The sequence below is a fragment of the Mesorhizobium sp. B3-1-6 genome (assembly GCF_006439555.1).
GTDB lineage: Bacteria > Pseudomonadota > Alphaproteobacteria > Rhizobiales > Rhizobiaceae > Mesorhizobium.
This window is the reverse complement of sequence record NZ_VFTM01000040.1, coordinates 1-22,031: the sequence shown is the minus strand read 5'-3', so window position 1 is coordinate 22,031 and position 22,031 is coordinate 1. Positions and strand designations below refer to the sequence as shown.

The 22,031-nt window shown below is 64.2% G+C and carries 24 protein-coding genes; 17 read left to right on the top strand and 7 right to left on the bottom strand.

Translation table 11 applies throughout. From position 1 onward, the window contains the following. Positions 1-53 precede the first annotated feature (53 nt). The 7 genes from FJ414_RS27380 to FJ414_RS27350 all read left to right on the top strand — a co-directional run bounded on the left by FJ414_RS27380 (position 54) and on the right by FJ414_RS27350 (position 6,404). On the top strand, positions 54-548 hold the full coding sequence (locus FJ414_RS27380) for a flavin reductase (RefSeq protein WP_140647490.1): 495 nt from the start codon (positions 54-56) through the stop codon (positions 546-548). A 29-nt stretch (positions 549-577) separates the two neighbouring features. Beyond that, positions 578-1,501, top strand: coding sequence for a MoxR family ATPase (locus FJ414_RS27375; protein ID WP_041008673.1), 924 nt, complete (start codon positions 578-580; stop codon positions 1,499-1,501). A 5-nt stretch (positions 1,502-1,506) separates the two neighbouring features. Beyond that, the gene (locus FJ414_RS27370; RefSeq protein WP_140647489.1) at positions 1,507-2,757 is read left to right on the top strand and encodes a VWA domain-containing protein; all 1,251 of its coding nucleotides are present in this window, start codon (positions 1,507-1,509) and stop codon (positions 2,755-2,757) included. A gap of 63 nt (positions 2,758-2,820) precedes the next feature. Further along, complete coding sequence (locus FJ414_RS27365) at positions 2,821-3,159, top strand: XdhC family protein (protein ID WP_140647488.1); 339 nt, start codon at positions 2,821-2,823, stop codon at positions 3,157-3,159. A gap of 6 nt (positions 3,160-3,165) precedes the next feature. Continuing rightward, a complete protein-coding gene (locus tag FJ414_RS27360) occupies positions 3,166-3,870 on the top strand; it encodes an XdhC family protein (protein WP_140647487.1) in 705 nt (234 codons plus the stop codon). Continuing rightward, positions 3,867-5,483 (top strand): molybdopterin-binding/glycosyltransferase family 2 protein, encoded by a 1,617-nt coding sequence (locus FJ414_RS27355; RefSeq protein WP_140647486.1) that lies wholly within the window; start codon positions 3,867-3,869, stop codon positions 5,481-5,483. The genes FJ414_RS27360 and FJ414_RS27355 overlap by 4 nt, the downstream gene beginning before the upstream one ends. Before the next feature lie 33 nt (positions 5,484-5,516). Further along, positions 5,517-6,404 (top strand): alpha/beta fold hydrolase, encoded by an 888-nt coding sequence (locus FJ414_RS27350; RefSeq protein ID WP_140647524.1) that lies wholly within the window; start codon positions 5,517-5,519, stop codon positions 6,402-6,404. Positions 6,405-6,418: 14 nt separating this feature from the next. Here the strand turns inward: FJ414_RS27350 and FJ414_RS27345 are convergent, their stop codons facing one another. After that, complete coding sequence (locus FJ414_RS27345) at positions 6,419-7,468, bottom strand: DUF1176 domain-containing protein (RefSeq protein WP_140647485.1); 1,050 nt, start codon at positions 7,466-7,468, stop codon at positions 6,419-6,421. Between the two features lie 141 nt (positions 7,469-7,609). On the opposite strand from FJ414_RS27345, the gene FJ414_RS27340 reads away from it, so the two are divergent. Continuing rightward, positions 7,610-8,116 carry a DUF1993 family protein gene (locus tag FJ414_RS27340; protein WP_140647484.1) on the top strand — a complete coding sequence of 169 codons (507 nt, stop codon included), beginning with the start codon at positions 7,610-7,612 and terminating at the stop codon, positions 8,114-8,116. 55 nt (positions 8,117-8,171) lie between these two features. Here FJ414_RS27340 and FJ414_RS27335 read toward each other — a convergent pair whose 3' ends face one another. Then, positions 8,172-8,336 carry a DUF1127 domain-containing protein gene (locus FJ414_RS27335; protein WP_095765222.1) on the bottom strand — a complete coding sequence of 55 codons (165 nt, stop codon included), beginning with the start codon at positions 8,334-8,336 and terminating at the stop codon, positions 8,172-8,174. Positions 8,337-8,728: 392 nt separating this feature from the next. Here FJ414_RS27335 and FJ414_RS27330 point away from each other — a divergent pair, with 392 nt between their 5' ends. The 3 genes from FJ414_RS27330 to FJ414_RS27320 all read left to right on the top strand — a co-directional run bounded on the left by FJ414_RS27330 (position 8,729) and on the right by FJ414_RS27320 (position 11,674). Next, complete coding sequence (locus tag FJ414_RS27330) at positions 8,729-9,187, top strand: hypothetical protein (RefSeq protein ID WP_140647523.1); 459 nt, start codon at positions 8,729-8,731, stop codon at positions 9,185-9,187. Between the two features lie 116 nt (positions 9,188-9,303). Next, positions 9,304-10,371, top strand: coding sequence for an aldo/keto reductase (locus FJ414_RS27325; RefSeq protein WP_140647483.1), 1,068 nt, complete (start codon positions 9,304-9,306; stop codon positions 10,369-10,371). A gap of 34 nt (positions 10,372-10,405) precedes the next feature. Next, entirely contained in the window at positions 10,406-11,674 is a 1,269-nt protein-coding gene (locus tag FJ414_RS27320; RefSeq protein ID WP_140647482.1) for a cysteine desulfurase-like protein, read from the top strand. 6 nt (positions 11,675-11,680) lie between these two features. Here the strand turns inward: FJ414_RS27320 and FJ414_RS27315 are convergent, their stop codons facing one another. From FJ414_RS27315 to FJ414_RS27300, 4 genes are read right to left on the bottom strand one after another with little or no spacing between them, the layout of a single operon-like run. Further along, positions 11,681-12,709, bottom strand: a complete 1,029-nt coding sequence (locus FJ414_RS27315) for a histone deacetylase family protein (protein WP_140647481.1) — start codon at positions 12,707-12,709, stop codon at positions 11,681-11,683. A gap of 2 nt (positions 12,710-12,711) precedes the next feature. Next, positions 12,712-13,206: a GNAT family N-acetyltransferase gene (locus FJ414_RS27310; protein ID WP_140647480.1), complete on the bottom strand. Its 495-nt coding sequence runs from the start codon at positions 13,204-13,206 to the stop codon at positions 12,712-12,714. Between the two features lie 12 nt (positions 13,207-13,218). After that, positions 13,219-14,601 carry an aspartate aminotransferase family protein gene (locus FJ414_RS27305; RefSeq protein ID WP_140647479.1) on the bottom strand — a complete coding sequence of 461 codons (1,383 nt, stop codon included), beginning with the start codon at positions 14,599-14,601 and terminating at the stop codon, positions 13,219-13,221. A 1-nt stretch (position 14,602) separates the two neighbouring features. After that, positions 14,603-16,243, bottom strand: a complete 1,641-nt coding sequence (locus FJ414_RS27300) for a N,N-dimethylformamidase beta subunit family domain-containing protein (protein ID WP_140647478.1) — start codon at positions 16,241-16,243, stop codon at positions 14,603-14,605. 293 nt (positions 16,244-16,536) lie between these two features. On the opposite strand from FJ414_RS27300, the gene FJ414_RS27295 reads away from it, so the two are divergent. The 3 genes from FJ414_RS27295 to FJ414_RS27285 all read left to right on the top strand — a co-directional run bounded on the left by FJ414_RS27295 (position 16,537) and on the right by FJ414_RS27285 (position 17,640). Continuing rightward, on the top strand, positions 16,537-16,785 hold the full coding sequence (locus FJ414_RS27295) for a ParB N-terminal domain-containing protein (protein ID WP_140647477.1): 249 nt from the start codon (positions 16,537-16,539) through the stop codon (positions 16,783-16,785). A 117-nt stretch (positions 16,786-16,902) separates the two neighbouring features. Beyond that, positions 16,903-17,298 (top strand): GFA family protein, encoded by a 396-nt coding sequence (locus FJ414_RS27290; RefSeq protein ID WP_140647476.1) that lies wholly within the window; start codon positions 16,903-16,905, stop codon positions 17,296-17,298. A 129-nt stretch (positions 17,299-17,427) separates the two neighbouring features. Beyond that, positions 17,428-17,640, top strand: a complete 213-nt coding sequence (locus FJ414_RS27285) for a hypothetical protein (RefSeq protein ID WP_140647475.1) — start codon at positions 17,428-17,430, stop codon at positions 17,638-17,640. A gap of 19 nt (positions 17,641-17,659) precedes the next feature. On the opposite strand, the gene FJ414_RS27280 is transcribed toward FJ414_RS27285, so the two are convergent. After that, the gene (locus tag FJ414_RS27280) at positions 17,660-18,586 is read right to left on the bottom strand and encodes a hypothetical protein (protein WP_140647474.1); all 927 of its coding nucleotides are present in this window, start codon (positions 18,584-18,586) and stop codon (positions 17,660-17,662) included. Between the two features lie 205 nt (positions 18,587-18,791). On the opposite strand from FJ414_RS27280, the gene FJ414_RS27275 reads away from it, so the two are divergent. The 3 genes from FJ414_RS27275 (at position 18,792) to FJ414_RS27265 (ending at position 21,867) form a co-directional block, all read left to right on the top strand. Further along, on the top strand, positions 18,792-19,664 hold the full coding sequence (locus FJ414_RS27275; RefSeq protein ID WP_140647473.1) for an undecaprenyl-diphosphate phosphatase: 873 nt from the start codon (positions 18,792-18,794) through the stop codon (positions 19,662-19,664). A gap of 148 nt (positions 19,665-19,812) precedes the next feature. Continuing rightward, positions 19,813-20,598: a phosphodiester glycosidase family protein gene (locus FJ414_RS27270; RefSeq protein ID WP_140647472.1), complete on the top strand. Its 786-nt coding sequence runs from the start codon at positions 19,813-19,815 to the stop codon at positions 20,596-20,598. Between the two features lie 150 nt (positions 20,599-20,748). Continuing rightward, entirely contained in the window at positions 20,749-21,867 is a 1,119-nt protein-coding gene (locus FJ414_RS27265; protein WP_140647471.1) for a GH25 family lysozyme, read from the top strand. The last annotated feature ends 164 nt before the right edge of the window (positions 21,868-22,031 follow it).

Here is a 22,031-nt window from a genome sequence, read left to right as displayed (position 1 = left end):
CGTGCAATATGCCGCCATATATAACGAACTGGTTCCGACAGGTGGATTATCGGGTGCTGAAGATCAATGATATCGGGCCGCAGCACTATCGCGATGCGATGGCGCATTTTGCCGGCCATGTGCATGTGGTGACGACGGACGGGCCCGGCGGCAAAAGGGGCGCGACGGTGATCGCCGCCTGTTCTGTTTCGGACACGCCGCCGACGGTGCTGGTTTGCCTCAACCGCGAGAACGCCAAGAACGAAGCTTTCGTCAAGAACGGCAAGTTCGCGCTCAACACGCTCGCATCGGACCAGGAAGCCGTCTCGGTCGGCTTTTCGGGCGTCACCGGTTTGCCGGCGGAGGAGCGCTTCGCGCTTGCCGAGTGGGATGTGATCTCGACCGGCGCGCCGACGCTGAAAGGCGCCCTTGCCGTGTTCGACTGCGAGATCATCGATGCCAAGGACCTTGCCACCCACCGTGTGCTTTTTGGCAAGGTGACAGGCCTGCGCATCGGCGATAATTTGCGCCCGCTGATCTACCACAACCGCGGCTACCATTTTCTTTGAGACGGGCAAGCGGGATCCACGGAGACAAGATGACCGCGCCGCGCCCCGCGCCGAAATCGATCGACGAAACGCTCGATCTTTTGACCGGCGCGGATTATGTCGCGGACCGTTCGCTGGCGACCGTGCTGTTTTTATCGCTGCGCATGAAGCGCCCCTTGTTCCTCGAAGGCGAGGCGGGTGTCGGCAAGACCGAGATCGCCAAGGTGCTGGCCGACGCGCTCGGCCGCCGGCTGATCCGCCTGCAATGCTATGAAGGGCTCGACGTCTCCTCGGCCGTCTATGAATGGAATTATGCCGCGCAGATGATCGAGATCCGCATGGAGGAGGCGGCCGGCAAGGTCGTGCGCTCCGACATGGAGCGGAACGTCTTTTCCGAGAAATACCTGATCCGCCGTCCGGTGCTCGATGCGCTGACCGGCAAGGCGGGTGCGGCGCCGGTGTTCCTCATCGACGAGTTGGACCGTACGGACGAAGCGTTCGAGGCGTTCCTGCTCGAAATCCTGTCGGACTTCCAGGTGACTGTCCCGGAGCTCGGCACGATCAAGGCGGAAGAGCCGCCGATCGTCATCATCACAACCAACCGCACGCGCGAGATCCACGACGCGCTGAAGCGTCGCTGCCTCTATCATTGGGTCGACTACCCGAACGCCGAGCGCGAGCTGGAGATCGTGCGCCGCAAGGTGCCGCAGGCGAACCGACGGCTGTCGGCGGAGGTCGTGTCCTTCATCCAGAAGCTGCGCCAGGTCGAGCTGTTCAAGGCCCCCGGCGTCGCCGAAACCATCGATTGGGCCGGCGCGCTGACCGAGCTCGACAAGGTGGCGCTGGATCCGGAGACCGTGTCGGACACGATCGGCGTGCTTTTGAAATACCAGGACGACATCGCCCGTATCGGCGAGGGCGAGGGCCGGCGCATCCTCAATGAGGTGAAGGCCGAGCTTTCGGCGGCGGAGTAGGCACGATGCCGTCGCCGCATTCGGAACCCAGAGAGGCGATGGCGGATGGGCGCATCGCCGACAACATCGTCTATTTCGCCCGCGCCTTGCGCAAGGCCGGCATGCGCGTTGGCCCGGCCTCGGTGAAAGACGCCATCGAGGCGGTGCTCGCCGCCGGCATCGGCTCGCGCGACGATTTCTATTGGACGCTGCATGCGGTGCTCGTCTCGCGGCACGAGGATCATCCTGTCTTCGACGAGGCCTTCCGCCTGTTCTGGAAATCGCGAGAGCTGATCGAGAAGCTGCTGGCGATGTTTTCGCCTGTCGCGCCTGACGATCGCGAAAAGCAGAAGCCGCGGGCGGCCGAGAACCGCGTCAGCCAGGCGATGTTCGAAGGCCATCGGAAGAACCAGCCCGTGCGCGAAGTGCCGGAGATCGAAGTCGATGCGCGCCTCACCTTTTCCGGCAACGAGGTGCTGCGGGCCAAGGATTTTGCCCAGATGGATGCGGCGGAGATGGCCGAAGCCAAAAAGGCGATCGCGCGCTTGCGCCTGCCCTTCGATCTGATCCGCACGCGGCGCTTCAAGGCCGCCGCGCAAGGGCGCCGCATCGATCCGCGCGCCATGATGCGCTCGGCCGCCCGCACCGGCGGTGAGCTTATCCTGCCAAAATTCCGGTCGCCGCGCGAAGTGCATCCGCCACTGGTGGTGCTGGCCGACATTTCCGGCTCGATGAGCCAGTACACGCGCATCTTCCTGCATTTCCTGCACGCATTGACGGAAAAGCGCCGGCGCGTGCATGCCTTCGTCTTCGGCACGCGGCTGACCAACCTGACCCGTCAGATGCGCCATCGCGATCCGGACGAGGCGCTGGCCGATTGCTCGGCGGCGGTGAAGGACTGGTCGGGCGGCACCCGCATCGGCGACACGCTCGCCGAGTTCAACCGGTTGTGGTCGCGGCGCGTGCTCGGGCAGGGCGCGGTGGTGCTTCTCATCACCGACGGGCTGGAGCGCGACGACGTCACCGGCCTTTCGCAGGAGGTGGAGCGGCTGCATAAATCCTGCAGGCGGCTGATCTGGCTCAATCCGCTGTTGCGCTTCGGCGGGTTCGAGGCGCGCGCGCGCGGCGTCAAGGCGATGCTGCCGCATGTCGACGAGTTCCGGGCAGTGCACAATCTCGATGCGCTGGCCGATCTTTGCGCCTCTCTCGACCAGCGGCCGGCTGCTTCGGTCGATCCGCGCCGCTGGCTGCGAACTGGCGGGAGGCAGGCCGCGTAGCCATATGTTCGTGAGAGGGAAACTAACGTTTTCCTTGAAAAACAGACTTTGTGAGAAGCGACGATGGATGAGAGCATTTATCTCGATGAGGCCCGCGATCCCCTGATCATCGCGGAAGGCTGGATGAAGGACGGCAAGGATGTCGCCATCGCGACCGTGGTCGAGACCTGGGGGTCGGCGCCGCGTCCGGTCGGCAGCCATCTGGTCATCGACGCCGATGGGAATTTCCATGGCTCGGTCTCCGGCGGTTGTGTCGAGGGCGCCGTGGTGACCGAGGCGATCGACGTCATCGATTCGGGCAAGGCGAAGATGTTGGAGTTCGGCGTCGCCGACGAAACCGCCTGGCAGGTAGGCCTTTCCTGCGGCGGCCGCATCAAGGTCTATGTCGAAAGGCTGGGCTGATCACAGATGGATCCCTACGTCCTAAAGACACTGAACGAAGAACGCCGCGCCCGACGCGCCGCGGTGCTTGTCACCGACCTTGGCGACGGCCGAGACCGCATCGTGCGCGAGGGCGACCATGTTGCGGGCGATCTCGGGGCGGCCATCGCCAACGCGTTCCGCACCGGGAATTCGCGGTCGGTGGAGGCGGAAGGGCGGACCTTCTTTCTCAACGCGCATCTGCCGCGCCCACGTCTCGTGGTGATCGGCGCCGTGCATATCAGCCAGGCGCTGGCGCCGATGGCAAGGATCGCCGGCTATCCCGTCGAGATCATCGATCCGCGCACCGCCTTCGCCACCCCGGAACGCTTTCCCGACGTCGCGCTGCATGCCGAATGGCCGCAGGATGTGCTGAAGCGCGCGCCGCTCGACAGCTATACGGCGCTCGCCGCCGTCACCCACGATCCGAAGATCGACGATTTCGCGCTGAAGGCGGCGCTCGACGCGCGGTGCTTCTATGTCGGGGCGCTCGGCAGCCGCAAGACCCACGCCAAGCGTGTCGAACGCCTGCTGGCGCTCGGCGCCGGCGCCGACCAGATCGCCCGCATCCACGCGCCGATCGGCCTCGATATCGGTGCTGCCAGTCCGGCCGAGATCGCCGTCGCCGTCCTTGCGCAGACCATCCACGCCTTCCGCTCGCGCGGTCTCGAAGCGAAAGGCGCCGTGGCGTGAAATTCGGACCGGTTCCGATCGACGAGGCGGAAGGGGCGGTGCTGGCGCATGCGACCGCTGCCGGTGAAAAACGGTTCCGCAAGGCGCACCGGCTGAGCGGTGAGGACATCGCGGCGCTCAAAGCCGCGGGCATCGGTGAAGTCGTCGCGGCGGTTCTTGCCGAGGACGATCTCGGCGAGGATGCCGCCGCCGCGACGATCGCGGCCGCCATGAGCCACCGCAACATCGAGGTCAAGCCGGCCGCGACCGGGCGGGTGAATTTGCATGCGGGAGCCGCAGGCGTCTTTACCGTCGACGCCGGAATGATCGACGCCATCAATGCCGTCGACCCGGCCATCACCATCGCGACGCTGGCGCAGCATGCGCCGGTCGAGAAGGGCCAGATGGTGGCGACTGTGAAGATCATCCCCTTTGCCGTCGGCGCAAGCCTAGTGGACAACGTGGCAAGGATCTGCGCCGGCCGCGAGATCTTTGCCGTCAACGCCTATCGCCCCATCACCGTCGGCGTCATCCAGACGGTGCTTCCCGGCGTCAAGCCGAGCGTGCTCGACAAGACGCTGCGCGTCACCGAGGCGCGGCTGGCGCGTTCCGGCGGCCGGCTGACGGCCGAACGGCGCACGCCGCACGAGATTGCGCCCGTCGCGGCGGTCGCAACCCAGCTGGCGCGCGACAACGACATGGTGGTGATCTTCGGGGCATCGGCGATGAGCGACTTCGCCGATGTCGTGCCGGCCGCGATCGAGCGCGCAGGCGGTACAGTCGTCCGCGCGGGCATGCCGGTCGATCCCGGCAATCTGCTTGTATTGGGAACGCTCGACGGCAAGCGCGTCGTCGGCGCGCCGGGATGCGCGCGCAGCCCGAAGGAGAATGGCTTCGACTGGGTGCTCGATCGCCTGGTTGCCGGACTCGAGGTGACGGCAGGCGATATTGCCGGCATGGGCGTCGGCGGGCTTTTGATGGAAATCCCGACCAGGCCGCAGCCACGCGAACCGGCGCCGCAGCCGGCAAGGTCGGCGCTGAAAGTCGATATCGTGCTGCTGGCCGCCGGCCGTTCGAGCCGCATGGGCGGGCCGAACAAGCTTCTGGCGCTGTTCGACGGCGAGCCACTGGTGCGCCGCACCGCCGGGCGTGCGCTGGGCTCGAAGGCCGCCGGCACCATCGTCGTCACCGGCCATCAGCGCGACCGCGTGCGTTCGGTGCTTGGCGGTCTCAGCGTAACATTCGTGGACAATCCCGATTTCGTCGACGGCCTTGCCTCGTCGTTGAAGACAGGCATCGCGAAGGTCGCGACCGATGCGGCCGGCGCCATGATCGTGCTTGGCGATATGCCCGGCGTTTCGTCGACGGACCTCGATAGCCTGATCGATGCGTTTCGCCGCGCCGGCGGTCACGCCGTGGTCCGCGCCTCACATCAGGGCAAGCGCGGCAATCCGGTGCTTTTGCCGCGATCGCTTTTCGCGGCCGTCGCGCAACTCGAGGGCGATACCGGGGCGCGGCATCTGGTCGAAGCCGAGGGTCTCGACGTCATCGATGTCGAGATCGGGCAGGGCGCCTCGATCGACGTCGACACGCGCGAGGCGCTGGAAGGGGCGGGCGGCGTTCTGCAGGATTGACAAAGCGGAGCCGAATTTCGCATGGCTCTCGGCATGGCTTTCCGTTTCCGACTTTTCTTCGCCCTGATCGCCGCGACGGCGCTTTCCGTTTCGGCCGCCGAGGGGCAAACGCTTTCGCTGAAATCGTTCAAGGACGACCTCTTCGCTAATCCGGCGACGCTGTCGACGAGCGACAACGGCGCCTACACCGTCCTCGACTATCGCGAAATGCGCGACATCAACCAGCGCGACGAGGTGCCGGAAAGGCGCGTGCGTGCGCAATATACCGACCCCGGGGTGCGCAAGGTGCAGCAGGACCTGATGCTGAAGACCGACGCCGGCGATATCAGGCATGTCGCGGTCGGCAGGACGCAAGGCGCTTCCATCATCGTGCTCTACCTGCACGGACAGGGCGGCAGCCGCAAGCAAGGCGTCGACGACTTCACCTTCGGCGGCAATTTCAACCGCATCAAGAACCTGATGGCCGCCAACAACGGTCTCTATCTTTCGCCCGATTTCCCCGATTTCGGCGACAAGGGCGCGGCGCAGGTCGCGGCGTTGATCGATCGCTATGCGGAGCAATCGCCGGGCGCGAAAATCTTCGTCGCCTGCGGCTCGATGGGCGGCATGATCTGCTGGAAGCTCGCCGCGCGCAAGGATACGGGCAGCCGCGTCAACGGCCTGCTGCTGCTCGGTTCGCTATGGGACGACAGTTTCCTCACCAGCCCCGCCTTCAAGCGCCGCGTGCCGGTGTTCTTCGGCCAGGGCAGCCATGACGTGGTCTTCCCGGTGGAGAAGCAGGAAGCCTTCTTCCGCTCAATCCTCGCCAAGAAGTCTTATCCGACCCGCTTCGTGCGCTTCGAGACCGGCACGCACGGCACGCCGATCCGCATGGTCGACTGGCGCGGCACGCTCAACTGGATGCTGACGAAAGCGCCCTGACTCTTCCGCGAGGCTCAAGGCGCCGTGTTGTAATCGATGACGGTCTGCGGATTTTGCTCGCCGTCATAGGATGCATCGACGTCATACTGGACGAGCGAGAAATCGCCGTTGCGAAACAGGTAGGTTCCCGATGATGAGGCATCCCCCACACCACGCCATTTGTCGGATGTGGTGATGGTTTTTGTGTTGTCGTCATAGTCCGAGTTGGTCGCCCAGCCGCTGGTCTTGAACCCGATGATGTGGATCGATTCGACCTTGCCCTCGCTGTTGTTGTTCTCGTAGCGGATGTCGAGCTCCGGCTCGGTGAACTGCAACTGTGAGACGCCGTTGACGTCGTCGGCGACGTAGTAGACCGCCGTCTCGTTGTAGGCGGCCATCGAGCAGAAGAAGCGGAACAGCCGCGTCTCGCGCTCCGGGTCGTTGGGCTGGGCGTCCTTGTCCCTGTAATGGATCGAATGAGCCTCGGGCTCGCCGATCGGCTTGCCGTCCGGATCTTGCTTGTCGCACTGGTCGCCATAGGTGGCGAGGAAGGCCTTCTTGGCCTGCTCCAGCGCTTCGTCCTTCTTCGGCGGCGGCGGACCGTCGCCGCAGCTAGCCGGCACGGCGCTGTTGAAATCCTCGGTCGAGGGTTTCAGGGCGCCCTTGTCGATGAAGATCGGCTGAAAAGGCGGTTCCTGGATCTGCGCGTTGACCTGGCGGACCGTGTAGCAGCCGGCGAAAACCTTGGCGTCGCCTTTCTTGTCGGTCGCCTGGATGGCGACCGGGACGCTGTAATAGATGCTGCCGGCAGCGCCGTCCTCCGAGACGGCGCCAGTCTTGACTTCGACGCTGCCGGTGCCGTCGTAACCCTTGACGAAGGCATCGAAGTCCTTTGCCGGCTTTGTATCGCCGAAATAACCCCAGGCGCGGGCGAATTCGTGACGGTTGATGGCGCTATAAAGCGAGCGGACGACCGCATCGGCGCTTGACCGGTCATCGATATAGGGCGCATCCGCCGCGGGCGCGGAATGCGTGAAGCCGGCCAGTGAGAAAAAGACAATCGCTGCGAAAGTGGCTCTTTTCATCGAATCCTCCGCTCGGTAACGAAAATACTACCACGGCGATTGCGGCGGCGCGGTGACGCCATGGGCAGGGCCGCTTGAAGAATCGTGGCGGGAGGCGCTAGTTCACGGCCCGCGGCGCTGGGGCCGCGTGGGAGATACCCCGTGACCATTTCCATGTACGACATATCGGTGGGCGTGTTTTCGGCCAGGCTGAAAGCGCTGGCCAGCGTCTTGACGGCGGCGGAGCAGAATGCCGGCGAACGCAAGATCGATCCGCAGGTGTTCCTCACCGCGCGGCTGGCGCCCGACATGTTCGCGCTGACCAGGCAGGTCCAGATCGCCACCGACCATGCCAAGGGCGCGCCGTCGCGGCTGGCCGGCCGCGAGGTGCCGAAATACGAGGACAATGAAGCGAGCTTTGCCGAACTGCAGGCCCGGATCGCCAAGACGCTCGATCATCTTGCGACATTCGCGGCGGCCGATCTGGAAGGATCGGAAGACAGGACGGTCGAACTAAGGCTCGGCGGGCGCGAAGCCACGCTACCCGGCCTGCAGTATCTGCTGCATGTGGCGACGCCGAATTTCTATTTTCATGTCACAACCGCCTACGACATCCTGCGCCACAATGGCGTGCCGCTCGGCAAGCAAACTTTCCTCGGAAATCGCTGACCTTTGAATGGCTTGGAGGTTTCCCAGGCGTCCTGGGAAACCTCTTTTGTTCAGCTCAGCGGATCGACATCTCGCGCGCGATGCGCGGAAAATCCGCCGGCTTGATGCCGATATCGGCGCGGTCCGCATTGCTCATCGCGTTCAGAAGCGCGAGCGCCGAGCGGTAACGCTGGTGTTCCTGCGGCCGTGGCCGAGCGAACATTTCAGTGAAGAACCCCATGACTCAGTTGCCCCTGTTGGTCCTCCCGACATCACGATATAGGTGATTTGTTAAAATTGTGCAGTGCAGCAATTGCATGGCTGCCATGCCGCACGGAATTTTTTCCGCCACAATCGATTTTCCGTGAAACTTTTCGGTGGGCTCGACCGTACGCACTCGTGCCGGCACATGGCTGGCTTTTCCTCGCCACTCCTGGCGATCTTGCCGGACTGCACGAAGAGCAGTCCGGCTTTTTATTTTCCGATGTCGTCTTGCCGGGCGGAAAAGCGGCAATTGTTAGTATCGCCAGCATTCATTTTTAACGAGAGGCTCCTATGTTCGGCGGCATCAATGCATGCCGTCACGACAGGGAGGTTGAGATCGGCACCGGGAACAAGCTCGATTTCGCTTCGTTGCTCGACGACCTGATCGTCGCCTCGGAGAAAGGCGAGGACGAGGGCGCCCGGCCGTCTATCCCGTTCGACTATCTGTCCGTGGCCGATGAACTGCATTCCGGCCGCATCAAGGTCGCCGGCGAGAGCGTCGCCGCCGAATATCGCGAGCAAGGCGCCGACCTTGCGGCCGAGTTCGCGGCACTTCTCGACCAGGCGAAACTGGCTCTTGCCGGCGAAGAGCACCGGCCGGAGGAAAAGCTGCCGCCGATCGATCCCGAAGCGATTGCCGGCGAGCTCGGCCTCGACCGTCCCGCCAAGAACGCCGATCTCGGCCGCATCCGCCGTAACTTCGCCTTCGCCAACCATCCGGACCGGGTCGCGCCGCATCTGCGCCAGCGCGCCATGATCCGCATGCAGGTGGCTAATATGCTGATCGACGAGGCCAAGCGGCGGGCGCTGGCCGGAGCGCGCCGCTAGCCGCGCAATTCACTCAAAAGTCGAAGACAGCGGGCTTGGAGAAACTCCGGCCTTTGCTTTATGCTTGAACTTCCTCCCCGCGCAGCTCGCGCAAAAACTCCCGCCGGAGACATTCCATGCATAAACGCCGCCTCGGTCGGACCGATCTCCTTGTTTCGCAAATCTGTCTCGGTTCGATGACGTGGGGCCAGCAGAACAGCGAGGCCGAAGGTCATGCGCAGATGGATCTGGCGTTCTCGCGCGGGGTGAATTTCATCGACACGGCCGAGCTTTACCCGATCCCGCCCAAGGCGGAGACGCAAGGGCGAACCGAGAAGACCATCGGTAGCTGGATGAAGGCCAACGGCAACCGCGACAAGGTCATCCTCGCCTCGAAGGTGGTCGGCCGTACGGCCAACGCGTGGTTCCGGGGCAATCGTCCGTCGAAGCTGGTGCGCGCCGACATTTTCGACGCGGTCGAGAAATCGCTGGCCAAGCTCGGCACCGACTATATCGACCTCTATCAGATCCACTGGCCGGACCGAGACATTCCGTGGGGCTCGAATCCGACGCGCGTTGGAGCAGTGGCGCGGCGCGCGGATGCGGCAGGCGCTCCGGGAGACGAGACGCCGATTGCCGAAACGCTCTCCGTCTTCGAGGAACTGGTGAGGGCGGGCAAGATACGCCATCTCGGCCTCTCGAACGAAAGCTCCTGGGGCGTCATGCGCTTCGTCTTCGAAGCCGAAAAGGGGACCGGTCCGCGCGTCGCCTCGCTGCAGAACGCTTACAGTCTCGTCAACCGCACCTTCGAGGTGAACCTTGCCGAGGTCTGCGAGCGCGAGGAGATCGCGTTTCTTCCCTATTCGCCGCTTGCACAGGGCTATCTCACCGGCAAATACAATCATGGCGCGCGACCGCAGGGCTCGCGCTCGCAGCTCTTCAATCGCGGCCAGCGCTACGAGACGCCGAATGCGGCGGAAGTGCTGCTGGAATACACCGAGCTGGCGCGCTCCTTCAGCATGGAGCCAGCACTTTTCGCCAACGCCTATGTGGCGAGCCGGCCCTTCGTGACCGCGAACATCGTCGGCGCGACCACGATCGCGCAGCTCGATATGGCGCTGTCCTCGGCCGACGTCAGCTGGACGGAAGAGATGCAGAAGGCGGTCGACGCCATCCATCAGCGTGTTGGCAATCCGTGCCCGTGATCGGGAATCGTTAAAAAACAAGGGGATGGACACGATGGCAGAGTTTCCGATCGAGGCCGTGCGCGGCAGATTTCCGGCGCTTTCGCTGGCCGATGACGGGCGCCGGCGCATCTATCTCGACAATCCCGCCGGCACACAGGTGCCGCTGGCGGTGGCGGAGGCGGTGTCGCGCTGCCTGCTGTCGACCAATGCCAATCTCGGCGGTTTCTTCGCAACGACGCTCGCGGCGCAGCAAGTGGTCGACGAGGCGCATGCGGCGATGGCCGATTTCCTCAATGCCGCGAGCGCCGAGGAGATCGTCATCGGCGCCAACATGACGACGCTGACCTACCACATGTCGCGCACGCTCGGCCGCACGATGAAGGCCGGCGACGAGATCGTCGTCACGCGCATGGACCACGAGGGCAATATTTCGCCATGGCTGCAACTCGCCGAGGATCTCGGCTTGGTCGTGCGCTTCCTGCCGTTCGACGAGCGGAGCTGGCAGGTGGAGGAGGCGGCACTCAAGGCGCTGCTTTCGGACAAAACGCGCCTTGTCGCGTTGAACTATGCCTCGAACCTCACCGGCTCGATCAATCGCGTGAAAGCGCTGACGGCGATCGCCAGGCAGGCCGGCGCGCTGGTCTATGTCGATGCCGTGCAGTTCGCTCCGCACGGGCTGATCGACGTGCAGGAACTCGGCTGCGATTTCCTGATCTGCTCGGCCTATAAATTCTTCGGGCCGCATATGGGCATATTGTGGGGCCGCCGCGACGTCCTCGACGGCCTCGAGCCCTACAAATGCCGCTGCTCTTCGAACGTCCTGCCCGAGCGGTTCGAGCTTGGCACGCCGCAGATCGAGCTGATGGCCGGGCTGACGGCGGCAATCGACTATTTTGCAGATCTCGGCGCTGCCGCCGGCGAGGACGGCTCGCGGCGGCAGCGGATCGTCAAGGCGTTCGAGGTGTCGATAACTTACGAGAACACGCTGGCCCGGCAACTGATCGAAGGCCTGTCCGATATCGAAGGCCTGATCATCCATGGCATCACCGATCCGGAACGGCTTACCGAGCGGGTGCCGACCATTTCCTTCACCGTCGAAGGCATCGAGCCGGAAACGATCGTGCGGCAGATGAATACCGAAAACATCTTCCTGTGGTCAGGCCACAACTATGCGTGGGAGGTCGTCCACCAGCTCGGCATACCCGCCGAGCAGGGCGTCGTGCGCATCGGCATCGCGCATTACAACACGGCGGCCGAGATCGAAGAGACGCTGGAAAGCGTGCACCGCGTGATCGCGATGCTGCGGCAACAGCATTCCTAAGGCTGTCTAACCCTGCTTGTCGCCGAAGCCGGTCAGGAAAGCGGTGAGGTTGTCGCCAAGCGCGTCGCAGAGATAGCCGCCTTCCTGGACGATGACCGTCGGCAGGCCAAGTCCGGCTATCGCTTCGCCGATGCGCGAGAAGCCCGGCGTCGTCACCGACAGGCCGCCGAACGGATCGCCCTCGAATGCGTCGAGGCCGAGTGCGACGACCAGCGCTTCCGGCGCGAAGGCGCGGATGCGCTGGAATGCTATCACCAGCGCTTCGAGAAAGGCCGCATCGCCGGATTTGCGCGGCAGCGGCAGGTTGAGATTGTAGCCGAGGCCGGGGCCTTCGCCGCGCTCGTCGGCATGCCCCCAGAAGAACGGGTAGAAGCGCACCGGATCGGCGTGCAGCGAGACGGTCAGCACGTCGGGGCGGGCGTAGAAGATGCCTTGCGTGCCGTTGCCGTGGTGCAGGTCGACATCGAGGATGGCGACGCGGGCGGCGCTCTTGCGCAGCACCTGTGCGGCCACGGCCGAATTGTTGATGAAGCAGAAGCCGCCGGCGACTTCGGCGAAGGCGTGATGGCCCGGCGGACGGCACAGCGCATAGGCCGACCGTGCTCCGGCCATCACCGCTTCAGCGGCCTCCACCGCGCTCCAGCCGCTCCACAGCGCGCTGTTCCAGGTCTCGGCCGAGATCGGGCAGGCGGTGTCGGCCATGTGGTAGCCGGCCTGGCCGACAGCCGAGGCCGGATAGGAGCCGTCGCGGGCGATCGGGTGGATGTTCGGGATGACTTCCGCTGAGGCGCCTTCGATGCGCTGCCAGCGCGCAAAAATGTGCTCGAGGAAGTCGAGATATTCGGGCGTATGCACCGCCGCTATCGGGCCAAGCCCATGATTCCCTGGACGTTCGACCGTCAACCCGGCAGATATTGCGCCGGCTAATAATCTCTCGACCCGTTCCGGCTTTTCCGGGTTGGGCTGCGGCGCGCCGCTGGAGAGGAAAGCCTTGGGATCGTGGCGTTTCTGCTCTTCGGCGTAGAAGGTTTTCATCGTCATTCCTCCGGCATATCGGCAAAGGCGAAAAAGGCGTCGCCGACGATCTTCTGCACCTGCTCGTAGCTCGACCAGCCGATGCCCAGTCTTTCGTAGAAGGCCCTGGCGGTCTCGTTGTCGGTATCGACGGACAGCCTCAGATAGACCCCGCCCGCCACGCGGCACTCTTTCGCGACGCGGCGCAGCAGTCTTTCGCCGACCCGGCGCCCGCGAAAACGATCCTCGACGTAAAGGTCCTGCACATAGACGCCCGGCCGGCCCATCCAGGTCGAGAAGATCGGGAAATGCAGGCAAAGCCCGGCGAATTCGCCGTCTATCTCGGCGATCATGGTCGAGAAGGCGGGGCTTGCGCCGAAGCCATAGCGGCGCAGGTCGTCCGGCTTCGAGGTGATTTCCTGATGCGCGCCGATATGGCTGCCGAGGCGCAGCAGGGCGGCATGGATGGTTTCGACATCTTCGATGCGGCCGGGGCGGAGGGTGACTGATGCCGGCATCAAGACACCTTCTCAGCCTTCCACCGGCAGGTCGAGTTCCTCCGCCAGCGCCTCCAGCGAGTCGCCGATGATGGAAATCATCTCGCCGATCTGCTCGGCTGTAATGATCATCGGCGGCGCCACCATGAAATTGTCGCCGTCGATACCGCCCTTGACCTTACGGCCATAGATGATGAGGCCGCGCGCATAGGCGTGGTCGAGCAGGCGCTGCGTCGCCTTGCTGGCCGGATCGATCGGCTTCAGCGTCTCCGGATCGGCGACCATTTCGGCGCCGGTGAGCAGGCCCTTGCCGCGCACGTCGGCGATGAAGGGGAAGCGCTTTTGCAAGCCCTTCAACTCCGCCATCAGCACGTCACCCATGGCGGCGGCGTTGGCGATGAGATCGAGCCGGTCCATCTCGCCAAGCACGGCGAGGCCGGCGGCGCAGGCGAGCGGATTGCCGGCATAGGTGTGCCCATGCTGGAAGCCGCCCGAGGCAAGCAGCGGCTCGACCAGGCGCATGGGTGCTGCCAGAGCGCCGAGCGGCGCGTAGCCCGAGCCCAGTCCCTTCGAGAGTGCGACGATGTCGGGCCTGCAGTTCCAGTGGTCGCCGCCGAGGAACTTGCCTGTCCTGCCGGCGCCGCTCATCACCTCGTCATGGATCAGAAGGATGCCGTAGCGGTCGCAGATTTCGCGGATGCGCGGATAATAGCTGTCGGGCGCGACCAGGGCAGCGGTTGCGGCACCGCCGATCGGCTCCATGATGAAGGCCAAAACGCTTTCCGGGCCTTCGGCGAGAATCTTCTCCTCCAGCATGTCGGCGTAGCGGATGCCGCGCTGTTCCATCGTCAGGTTGTCGCGGTCGCGCCAGGCGGTCGGCGCCGGCACGGTGGGCATGACCCGCATCATCGGCGTGAAGGTCTCGGCGAGCGCGTCGTCGCCGGTGATGGAAAGCGAGCCCAGCGTGCCGCCATGATAGGACGGGAAGCGGGTGATCACCTTCCAGCGCTTCGGCTGGCCGGTGGCGACCGCCCATTGCCGGGCGAGCTTGATGCAGGATTCGGTCGCTTCCGAGCCGCCGGAAACGAAGAAGATGCGGTCCATGCCTTCGGGAAGCTTTCCGGCCAGTTCCCGTGCCAGGTCCTCGGCCGGCTCGTTCTCGAAATGCAGCCGGTAGGCAAAGGTGGTCTTGTCCATCTGCCGCTTCATAGCGTCGAGCACGTTGCGGTTGGAATGACCGATATTGGCGACCATCGGCCCGCTCGAGCCGTCGATGAAGCGGCGCCCATCCTGCGTCCAGAAATAGATGCCCTCGGCGCGATCGACGAGCGGCCGGCGCAGACTGGACAGATAGAACAGATTCGATGGCGGCCGGGTTTCGATTTCGGGCGAGGACTTGGCTTGCAACTTCGACATGTCAGGACTTTCCGAGATAGCGGTCGAGAACATTTTTGGTCACGCGTTCGACCATCGCGTCCTGCCTTAGCAGGCCGGCGACCCATTCGCAGCTTCCGGCGTGAAACACCTCGCCCTTGCCGCGCGGGAAATTGACGATCATGCCGTTGCCGCGCTTGACCTTGTCGAGATTGGCGTCGCTGGCCTCGCCGAACAAGGTTTCGGCGGTGAAGCGCCCATCCTCGTCGGTGAGGAACTGGTCCTCGATCGGGATGTCGGCGCTCTCCTCGACCTGGCTCGCCATGCCGACAGCCAGCACCTGCAAGCCATCCGGCGCGCCGCTGGTTTCAGTCGGGTAGGGCAGGCCGCCGCGGATCTCGAAATCGAGACCGTCGACTTCATAGCCATAGACATGGCTGTCGGCGCCGAGCAGGTCGCCATAATAGATGCCGGTGCCGGCGAAGGCCCAGTGCTCCGGCCGGTAGATCGGAAAGCCGCGCACTCCGCGCGGCGCGCAGCCGCCCCAGCCGGCATAGACGCCCCGCGTCGCATTGAGGCCGAAGGTGGCGCTGCCCGGACGGCCGATCTCGGGCGCTTCCCAGGAATTGGTGGCGCGGGTGACATCGCCGCCGCGATAGGCGGGATCTTGCGCGCGCGCCTTGTATTTATAGCAAACCTGGCGGCGGCCTTCGTCCTCCAGCCGCGTCTGCCACATGAAATTGCCGGCGAAGCGCGCCGCATGGCCCCCGCGCTCGACGTAGTTGTCGACCGCGTCTCGCATCTCCCAGGTCCAGTATTCGTCATGGCCGACGAAGACGACGCAGTCATAGCCATCGAGGATTTCGGGCGAGAAATGCAATTCGTGCTGGCTGGCGAGGTCGACCGCATAGCCGGCGCGCTCGGCGAAGCGGAAGAAATGGCTGTCATAGCTCGCCCAGCCGGACGAGGCGTATTTCTTCGAATGTCCGGTGGCGAAAGCCCATTCCATATGCGGGTAACGCGGCACGGTCTTCGGCGGCACCGCGACTTCGAGCGGCACGCGCGGCGCATCCTTGGGCAGCACGACGAAGCCGCGGCACCAGGGACGCTGCGTCGACACCATCGTCGCGTATTGGTCGCGGTTCGGGCCGGTGATGCCCTGATAGTGGTTCGAGCCGCCCCATGTGTTGTAGGCGAGCCACGTGCCGGTGGCGGCGACCTGCAGCAGGCGGCCGGGCTTGCGTCCGGGCAGGGGTGTGACGATGAAGAGATGATGGCTGTGGATCGGCTTGCCGCCACGGCCCTCGGCCGAGAGCGTCACGCGATAGGCGCCTGACGGCCAATCGTCGCCGACACGGAATTCGAACGACGCCTCCCAGCCGCAGCCTTGGACCGAGCATTGGTCGGGCGTGTCCTGCCAGCGCGCCGACAGGCCTGTCTTCTCGAAGACCTTGGTCTCGCTGCCGCCATCGCGGACGATGACCATGCCGAATTGCGGCGCCGTCGAACTCACATGCAACGTCACCGTTTCGCCCGGGCGATAGGAAAAGCGGCCGCTGTAGCACCAGATCTCGCCGCTCGAGCCATCCATGCCCGGCCATTCGTAGTAATGGCCGCGCACCGCCTCGCGGCGCTGCTCGGGCGTCAGCCCGAAATCGGGGAATTCGGTGGGCAGTTGCGTCAAGGAACACCTGAGATCACGAGGCCGTCATTGAGACCATCGGCCGGCCAAGCGTCAAATGGAAAGCATCGGGCCAGTCCGCACTTGCGCTTGGCGATGTCCGGCAAACGGACTATCTCATCCTAGGGTCCATCGATACTCAGGTGAGGCCGGCCTGCAAATGGCAATTTCCTGCGCTTCCGGTGCTCAGGTACTTCAAGTACGCTCCGCTCCGGTTCTCGGGAACCGCCTTTCCCGGCTCGGCCTGACCTGAATCTCGACAGACCCTGGCGCAAGATTTCCCACGGGGAGCCGACATGCTGCGTGTGCAAAAGGTCAAGGTCGACGACATCTACGTGCCGACGGCGCGCCGCAAGACGCTGCACCCCGAAACCGTGCGCCATCTCGCCGAGGATATTCTCGAAAACGGTATGAAGACGCCGATCCAGGTGCGGCACGACGGCAAGCGTCACGTCCTGGTCGAGGGGCTGCACCGGCTCGAAGCCGCCAAATGGCTGGGCGAGACCACGATCGATGCCTATCTCGTCCAGGCCAAGCGCCATTGATCTCTCGTCCGGGACTGGCCTATCACCGTTAGCGATCGCGTCCCATCAAAGCTTTTTGATTGACGCCGCCATGCCGGCGGCTAGAGCGTTCCGATACTCGCGAACAGGATACTTATCATGGCGAAGTATGAGGGCGGTTGCTTGTGCGGCGCGGTGCGGTATCGGGCCGATGCCGAGCCGGTCAACGAACGGGTTTGCCATTGCCGGATCTGCCAGAAGGCGATCGGCGCCGCCTTCAACGCGCGGCTTCTGTTCCGCATCGACGATGTGACCGTCGAAGGGCTGGTGGCGACGATCAATTCCACGCCCGACCTCCAGCGCGGCTTCTGTCCGGTGTGCGGCACGACGATGTTTTCGCGCCGCGACTCCAGGGGCATTCTCGGCGTCACGTCCGGCTCGCTCGACGATCCGTCGCTGTTCAAGCCCGACATGCATTTCTGGACGGCTTCGAAGCAGCCCTGGCTGATGCTTGACGATGGCCTGCCGCAACATGAAGGCGCGCCGCCGGCCTGAGTCATTGCGACGCAGGCCTGCACAAAAATTTCATCTTGGATTCACGAGATAGCCGGCAAAGCGTCATTGGCGGGCCATCATTGGCTGCCTATCTAAGCGCCATGCGGGAAGGCATCGAGGAGGCGACGGATGAGCGAGAGCATCAACACCCTGGACGAGCTTTTGAACGACCCGATGGTCCAGCTCGTGATGGCGCGCGACCGCGTGCGCCCCGCCGAGCTTCGCCTGCTTCTGGAAAAGGCTCGCGACAGGGCGGGCGAGGATTCTCGCATCGACCAGGCTTCGGTGCCGCCAGCGCATGTTGTGGCAAGAAGCTGCCTGAAGCAGTGGTTGTACCGTTGAGGCAACTCCGCCGAAATGGTCAGCTCGAATTCGCGGGTAAGTAACTGTAGTGGCTGCGCAAATAAGCGAGCCTGAAGCCGAGCCGGTCGTAGTTGCGATAGGCCGGTCCATCGCGGTCGGGGCGCGGCGCCTCGATGTCGGCGACAAACAGTTTCGCGCCGGCGGCGATGCCGTCGCGAACCAGCCTTTCGCCGAGCATGGCATCAAGATCGAAGCTCGGTGCCATGATTCCCGGCACCGGGGCGTCGATGCCGCTCCAGGCCGTGCTGTTTGAAATGAACAGCGAGCGCACGGCGGCGACCGCGCCCTTGCGTTTCAGCATGTAATGACGCCAGCCCTTACGACCGACAAGCGCCGTGAGCCAGGGCGAGGTGGGAAGCCTGTATTTGGCATCGATGAAAGAAGCCCATTCCGAAGCTGTCTTGGGTGTGACCTCCTCGATCGCCAGATCGTCGACCGGGATCAGCGGGTCGCCCGGGAAAAGCGGTTCGTCCGGCAGCGGCGTCGCGTCGCGATAGATGCGCTCCCAGCCGCTTTGCTGCTGCATCCCGCGCGCTTCCAGCCAGCATCTCAGCCGCGACGGCTCGGTGTGCGGATTGGTATAGAACCACGGTCGCATGATGCCGGCCGCGCGGTAGTGCGCGAGCAGCGCATCGACCTGTTCTTCCGTCGCCGGGCCATCGACGCCGATATTCTTCACGCAGTTGAAATGGATGAAAGGGATCGTCGTGCAGGTGGTCCAGACAAGGTCGCCGTCCTTGGCGATCGACAAGCCTTGCCGTGCCGCGAAATCCGCGGGCGCCGCCTCGTAAAGGTCGAGCCAGGCAGCAACTTCGGCGCGTTCGATGGCACGGCTGAAATCGCGCGACACCGCCTCGATCGCGATGTCCGGGACGTGCGTTTGCGGCACGACTGGCTGCAGTTCCGAGAGGGCGGCGGTCGACATGGGATGCTCCTCCGATTTGCCTTACAGTGTAAGATTAGCGGAGAATAATATGATGTCGCCTGTTGTCAAGCAGGATTAGCGGCACCTTACAAATCCGTGAGTTGGAATCACGCTATTGTGAGGCTAAGCCTGTCCCCGATGGGCTTTCGATGACGATTCACTTTTTGCCCCCCGATGACGGCCGGGGCACGGGGAAAGGACCGGGATGACCGACGTCTGCACGCAAGGACTGGATACCGGCTTTGTCGGCCTGGGTTACGCCAAGGTGGCGTTCCTCGGCATCGTGCAAGGCATCACCGAATTGCTGCCGATCTCATCCACGGCGCACATGCGCATCGTGCCGGCCGTGCTGGGCTGGCAGGACCCCGGCTCGGCCTTCTCCGCCGCCATGCAGCTGGCGGCGCTGGCGGCGGTGATCAGCTATTTCTGGAGCGATGTCAGGGACGTGCTGTTCGGATCGCTGTCGGCGATCTCGCGCCGCGATTTCGGCGACCGCTATTTCCGCCTCGCGATCAGCATCGTGCTTGCGACCGTTCCGATCGTCATTGCGGGCCTTGCGCTTTCCGGCGTGCTCAACGCCTGCAATTCGCCCTTGCGCGGGCTCGCCGTCATCGGCTGGGCCTGCATCGCCATGGCGATCCTTTTGGCGCTCGCCGAAATCTTCGCCAGCCACAAGCTCGTGCTGCGCCAGGCATCGATCCTCGACGCGCTGCTGGTGGGCATCGCCCAGGTCGGCGCGCTCATTCCCGGCGTCTCGCGCTCGGGCTCGACGCTGACGGCGGCGATGGGGCTGGGCTTTGCCCGGCCGGAGGCGGCGCGCCTGTCGTTCCTGCTCGGCTTGCCGGCCATCGCGCTGGCCGGCCTCAAGGAGCTCTATGAACTGCACAAGGTGCATCTCGACGCGCATGGCTGGTCGATCCTGGCCGTCGGCCTTGTCGTCGCCTCGATCTCGGCCTTCTTCGCGATATGGGGGCTGATGCGGGTGCTCGAGCGCTTCTCCGCCTGGCCGTTCGTCATCTATCGCGGCCTGCTCGGCGTGGTGCTGCTGATCGGGATCGCCACTGGCTGGCTTGTCTAAAGCGCGTCGCGTCGAAACGGATTCACGCGACGCTTTAGGTCGTTGCTTGATGCATGTCGTTGTCGCAAAACCGAGGCCACTTTTGCGCGACATGCATTAGAGGTCTCGACCCAATCCGCTGTATCGACGCCGACGCTCGGGTGCGCTGATGGATCTTGTGACTCTGCTGCAATCCGTGCCGTTGCTGGCGACGCTGGTGAAATCGGCGGCGCCGGCGGCAATCGGTGCCGGCATGGGCCTTGGCCAATGGCTGGCGGCGCTGCCGCCCTGCCGCGACCAGACCTTCGAGAACGCGGCCTATCTGGTCTGCGAAGCCGATCCGGAGCATTTTTCCATCGAGCTGTTCTGGAAGAACAAGGACGGCGATTTCTACCGGTCGCTGCACAATCTGCGCAGCGCGCAGCAAGCGACCGGGCGCACCCTGCTTTTCGGCATCAATGCGGGCATGTATCATCCGAACCTCGCGCCGGTCGGGCTCTATGTCGAACGCGGCGAGCAGATCACGTCGGCGAAGACCGGATCGGGGTCCGGCAATTTCTCCATGCAGCCCAACGGCATCTTCTATCTCAGCGCCGGCAAGGCCGGCGTTCGCGCGACCAAGGATTACCTCAAGCGTCCGCCGCGCGTGGATTACGCGACGCAGTCCGGGCCGATGCTGGTCATCGACGGCAAGCTGCATCCGAAATTCCGTTACGACGGCACCTCGCGCAAGATCCGCGACGGCGTGGGCGTGCGCGCCGACGGGGTCGCGGTCTTCGCGATCTCGGACGATGTCGTGACCTTTCACGAATTCGCGCGGCTTTTCCGCGACCAGCTCGGCTGCCCGAACGCGCTCTTCCTCGACGGCTCGATCTCGAGCCTCTATGCGCCCGCGATCGGCCGCAACGACGATTTCTGGAATCTCGGACCGATGATCGGCGTGTTCAGGCGCTAGCCGAGAACCGCTTCGGCGCCACTCCGAATCATCCGCTCGCGCCAAAAGTAAATTTTGATTCAAACTTTGTTGGTAATTTCTCATTAGGAATGGGGGTTCCGGCGGCGCTGTCCCTGCCTTCGGTCTGTTTTGTTTTGCGTACAGGTCAAGATGCGGATTTTTGGCGTCGTCAGTTTCGTGCTCGCATCGCTATGCCTTGCCGGCTGCTCGTCCACGTCGGGCGTCGATGCCTTGCAGATGCCGTCCAACGAGACGACGAGCTCGGTCGTGCGGCCGAGCGCGCCGGTGTCGAAGGGCGTAAGGACCGCCGTCACCGAAAGAACCGTCGAGACCGCGTCGATGTCGGGCGCCGCGCGCATCAAGCCGCCGGCGCCGTTGCTCGACGAGGGTAACGCGAGCCCTGACGACGAGGACACTCGCCCCTTCGGCCTTGCCGAGGAGGAGACGGTGAATTTTCCCGCGACCGAATTGCCGGACAGCGTCGAGCCGCCGGTGCAGGAGGCAGCGCTCGTCTCGCCGCCGAAGCGGCTGTCGCGCGCGGCGCCTGCTATGCTCGCCGGTCCGGTCACCCGTTACGCGTTCCGCGACGCCAAGCCGATCAATTTCGGCCGCTCCTCGCCGCGCCATCTGGCCGTCCACGGCGTCGACGTGTCGCGCTGGCAGGGCAACATCAACTGGCAGAAGCTGCGCGCCCAGGGCGCCAACTTCGCTTATATCAAGGCGACCGACGGCGGCGACCATCTCGACCCGATGTTCATGAAGAATTGGCGCAACGCCGATGCCGCCGGGCTGAAGCGCGGCGCCTATCATTTCTTCTACTGGTGCCGCACCGCCGGCGAGCAGGCCGACTGGTTCATCCGCAACGTGCCGAAAGTCGACGGCGCGCTGCCGCCGGTCATCGACGTCGAGTGGAACGGCGATTCCTCCTGCAAGCGCCGGCCATCGCGCGAAAAGGTGCTGGAAAAAATGCAGGTGTTCATGGACAAGCTGGAGCGCCATTACGGCCAGCGGCCCATCATCTACACCAGCCCCGACTTCTATCGCGACAACCTGCGCGGCGCCTTCCAGGATTATCCGTTCTGGCTGCGCGCGGTGGCGGCGCATCCGACGAAGGTTTATCCTGGCCGCAGGTGGCTGTTCTGGCAGTATTCGGGCTCCGGCCTGTCGCATGGCGTCAGCGGCCGCATCGACCTCAACGTCTTCCATGGCGACGAGCGCCAGTGGCGCGCCTGGCTGGGCGGCGGGCAGATGGTGGCCGACGCGGATTAGGATTTCTTCTGGAGGCGGCCGGAGAGGAGTGCTCCAGGGAAGGCCGCTCCGTTGAAGAATCGGGCATCGCACGCCTTCGTCATCCACGGGCGGAGCAAGGAGCGAAGCGACGCGCGCAGACCCAGGAATCCATTCCGTTACATCGAGGCGTTGCAACGGTTCAG

Excerpts from the sequence above, each read along its gene's own strand:
- FJ414_RS27365 (WP_140647488.1), top strand. The coding sequence starts at position 2,821 with ATGGATGAGAGCATTTATCTCGATGAGGCCCGCGATCCCCTGATCATC.
- FJ414_RS27335 (WP_095765222.1), bottom strand. The coding sequence starts at position 8,336 with ATGGGGTTCTTCACTGAAATGTTCGCTCGGCCACGGCCGCAGGAACAC.
- FJ414_RS27270 (WP_140647472.1), top strand. The coding sequence starts at position 19,813 with ATGGATCTTGTGACTCTGCTGCAATCCGTGCCGTTGCTGGCGACGCTG.
- FJ414_RS27375 (WP_041008673.1), top strand. The coding sequence starts at position 578 with ATGACCGCGCCGCGCCCCGCGCCGAAATCGATCGACGAAACGCTCGAT.
- FJ414_RS27290 (WP_140647476.1), top strand. The coding sequence starts at position 16,903 with ATGGCGAAGTATGAGGGCGGTTGCTTGTGCGGCGCGGTGCGGTATCGG.
- FJ414_RS27325 (WP_140647483.1), top strand. The coding sequence starts at position 9,304 with ATGCATAAACGCCGCCTCGGTCGGACCGATCTCCTTGTTTCGCAAATC.
- FJ414_RS27320 (WP_140647482.1), top strand. The coding sequence starts at position 10,406 with ATGGCAGAGTTTCCGATCGAGGCCGTGCGCGGCAGATTTCCGGCGCTT.
- FJ414_RS27275 (WP_140647473.1), top strand. The coding sequence starts at position 18,792 with ATGACCGACGTCTGCACGCAAGGACTGGATACCGGCTTTGTCGGCCTG.
- FJ414_RS27345 (WP_140647485.1), bottom strand. The coding sequence starts at position 7,468 with ATGAAAAGAGCCACTTTCGCAGCGATTGTCTTTTTCTCACTGGCCGGC.
- FJ414_RS27370 (WP_140647489.1), top strand. The coding sequence starts at position 1,507 with ATGCCGTCGCCGCATTCGGAACCCAGAGAGGCGATGGCGGATGGGCGC.
- FJ414_RS27285 (WP_140647475.1), top strand. The coding sequence starts at position 17,428 with ATGAGCGAGAGCATCAACACCCTGGACGAGCTTTTGAACGACCCGATG.
- FJ414_RS27315 (WP_140647481.1), bottom strand. The coding sequence starts at position 12,709 with ATGAAAACCTTCTACGCCGAAGAGCAGAAACGCCACGATCCCAAGGCT.
- FJ414_RS27310 (WP_140647480.1), bottom strand. The coding sequence starts at position 13,206 with ATGCCGGCATCAGTCACCCTCCGCCCCGGCCGCATCGAAGATGTCGAA.
- FJ414_RS27360 (WP_140647487.1), top strand. The coding sequence starts at position 3,166 with ATGGATCCCTACGTCCTAAAGACACTGAACGAAGAACGCCGCGCCCGA.
- FJ414_RS27305 (WP_140647479.1), bottom strand. The coding sequence starts at position 14,601 with ATGTCGAAGTTGCAAGCCAAGTCCTCGCCCGAAATCGAAACCCGGCCG.
- FJ414_RS27265 (WP_140647471.1), top strand. The coding sequence starts at position 20,749 with ATGCGGATTTTTGGCGTCGTCAGTTTCGTGCTCGCATCGCTATGCCTT.
- FJ414_RS27280 (WP_140647474.1), bottom strand. The coding sequence starts at position 18,586 with ATGTCGACCGCCGCCCTCTCGGAACTGCAGCCAGTCGTGCCGCAAACG.
- FJ414_RS27295 (WP_140647477.1), top strand. The coding sequence starts at position 16,537 with ATGCTGCGTGTGCAAAAGGTCAAGGTCGACGACATCTACGTGCCGACG.
- FJ414_RS27350 (WP_140647524.1), top strand. The coding sequence starts at position 5,517 with ATGGCTTTCCGTTTCCGACTTTTCTTCGCCCTGATCGCCGCGACGGCG.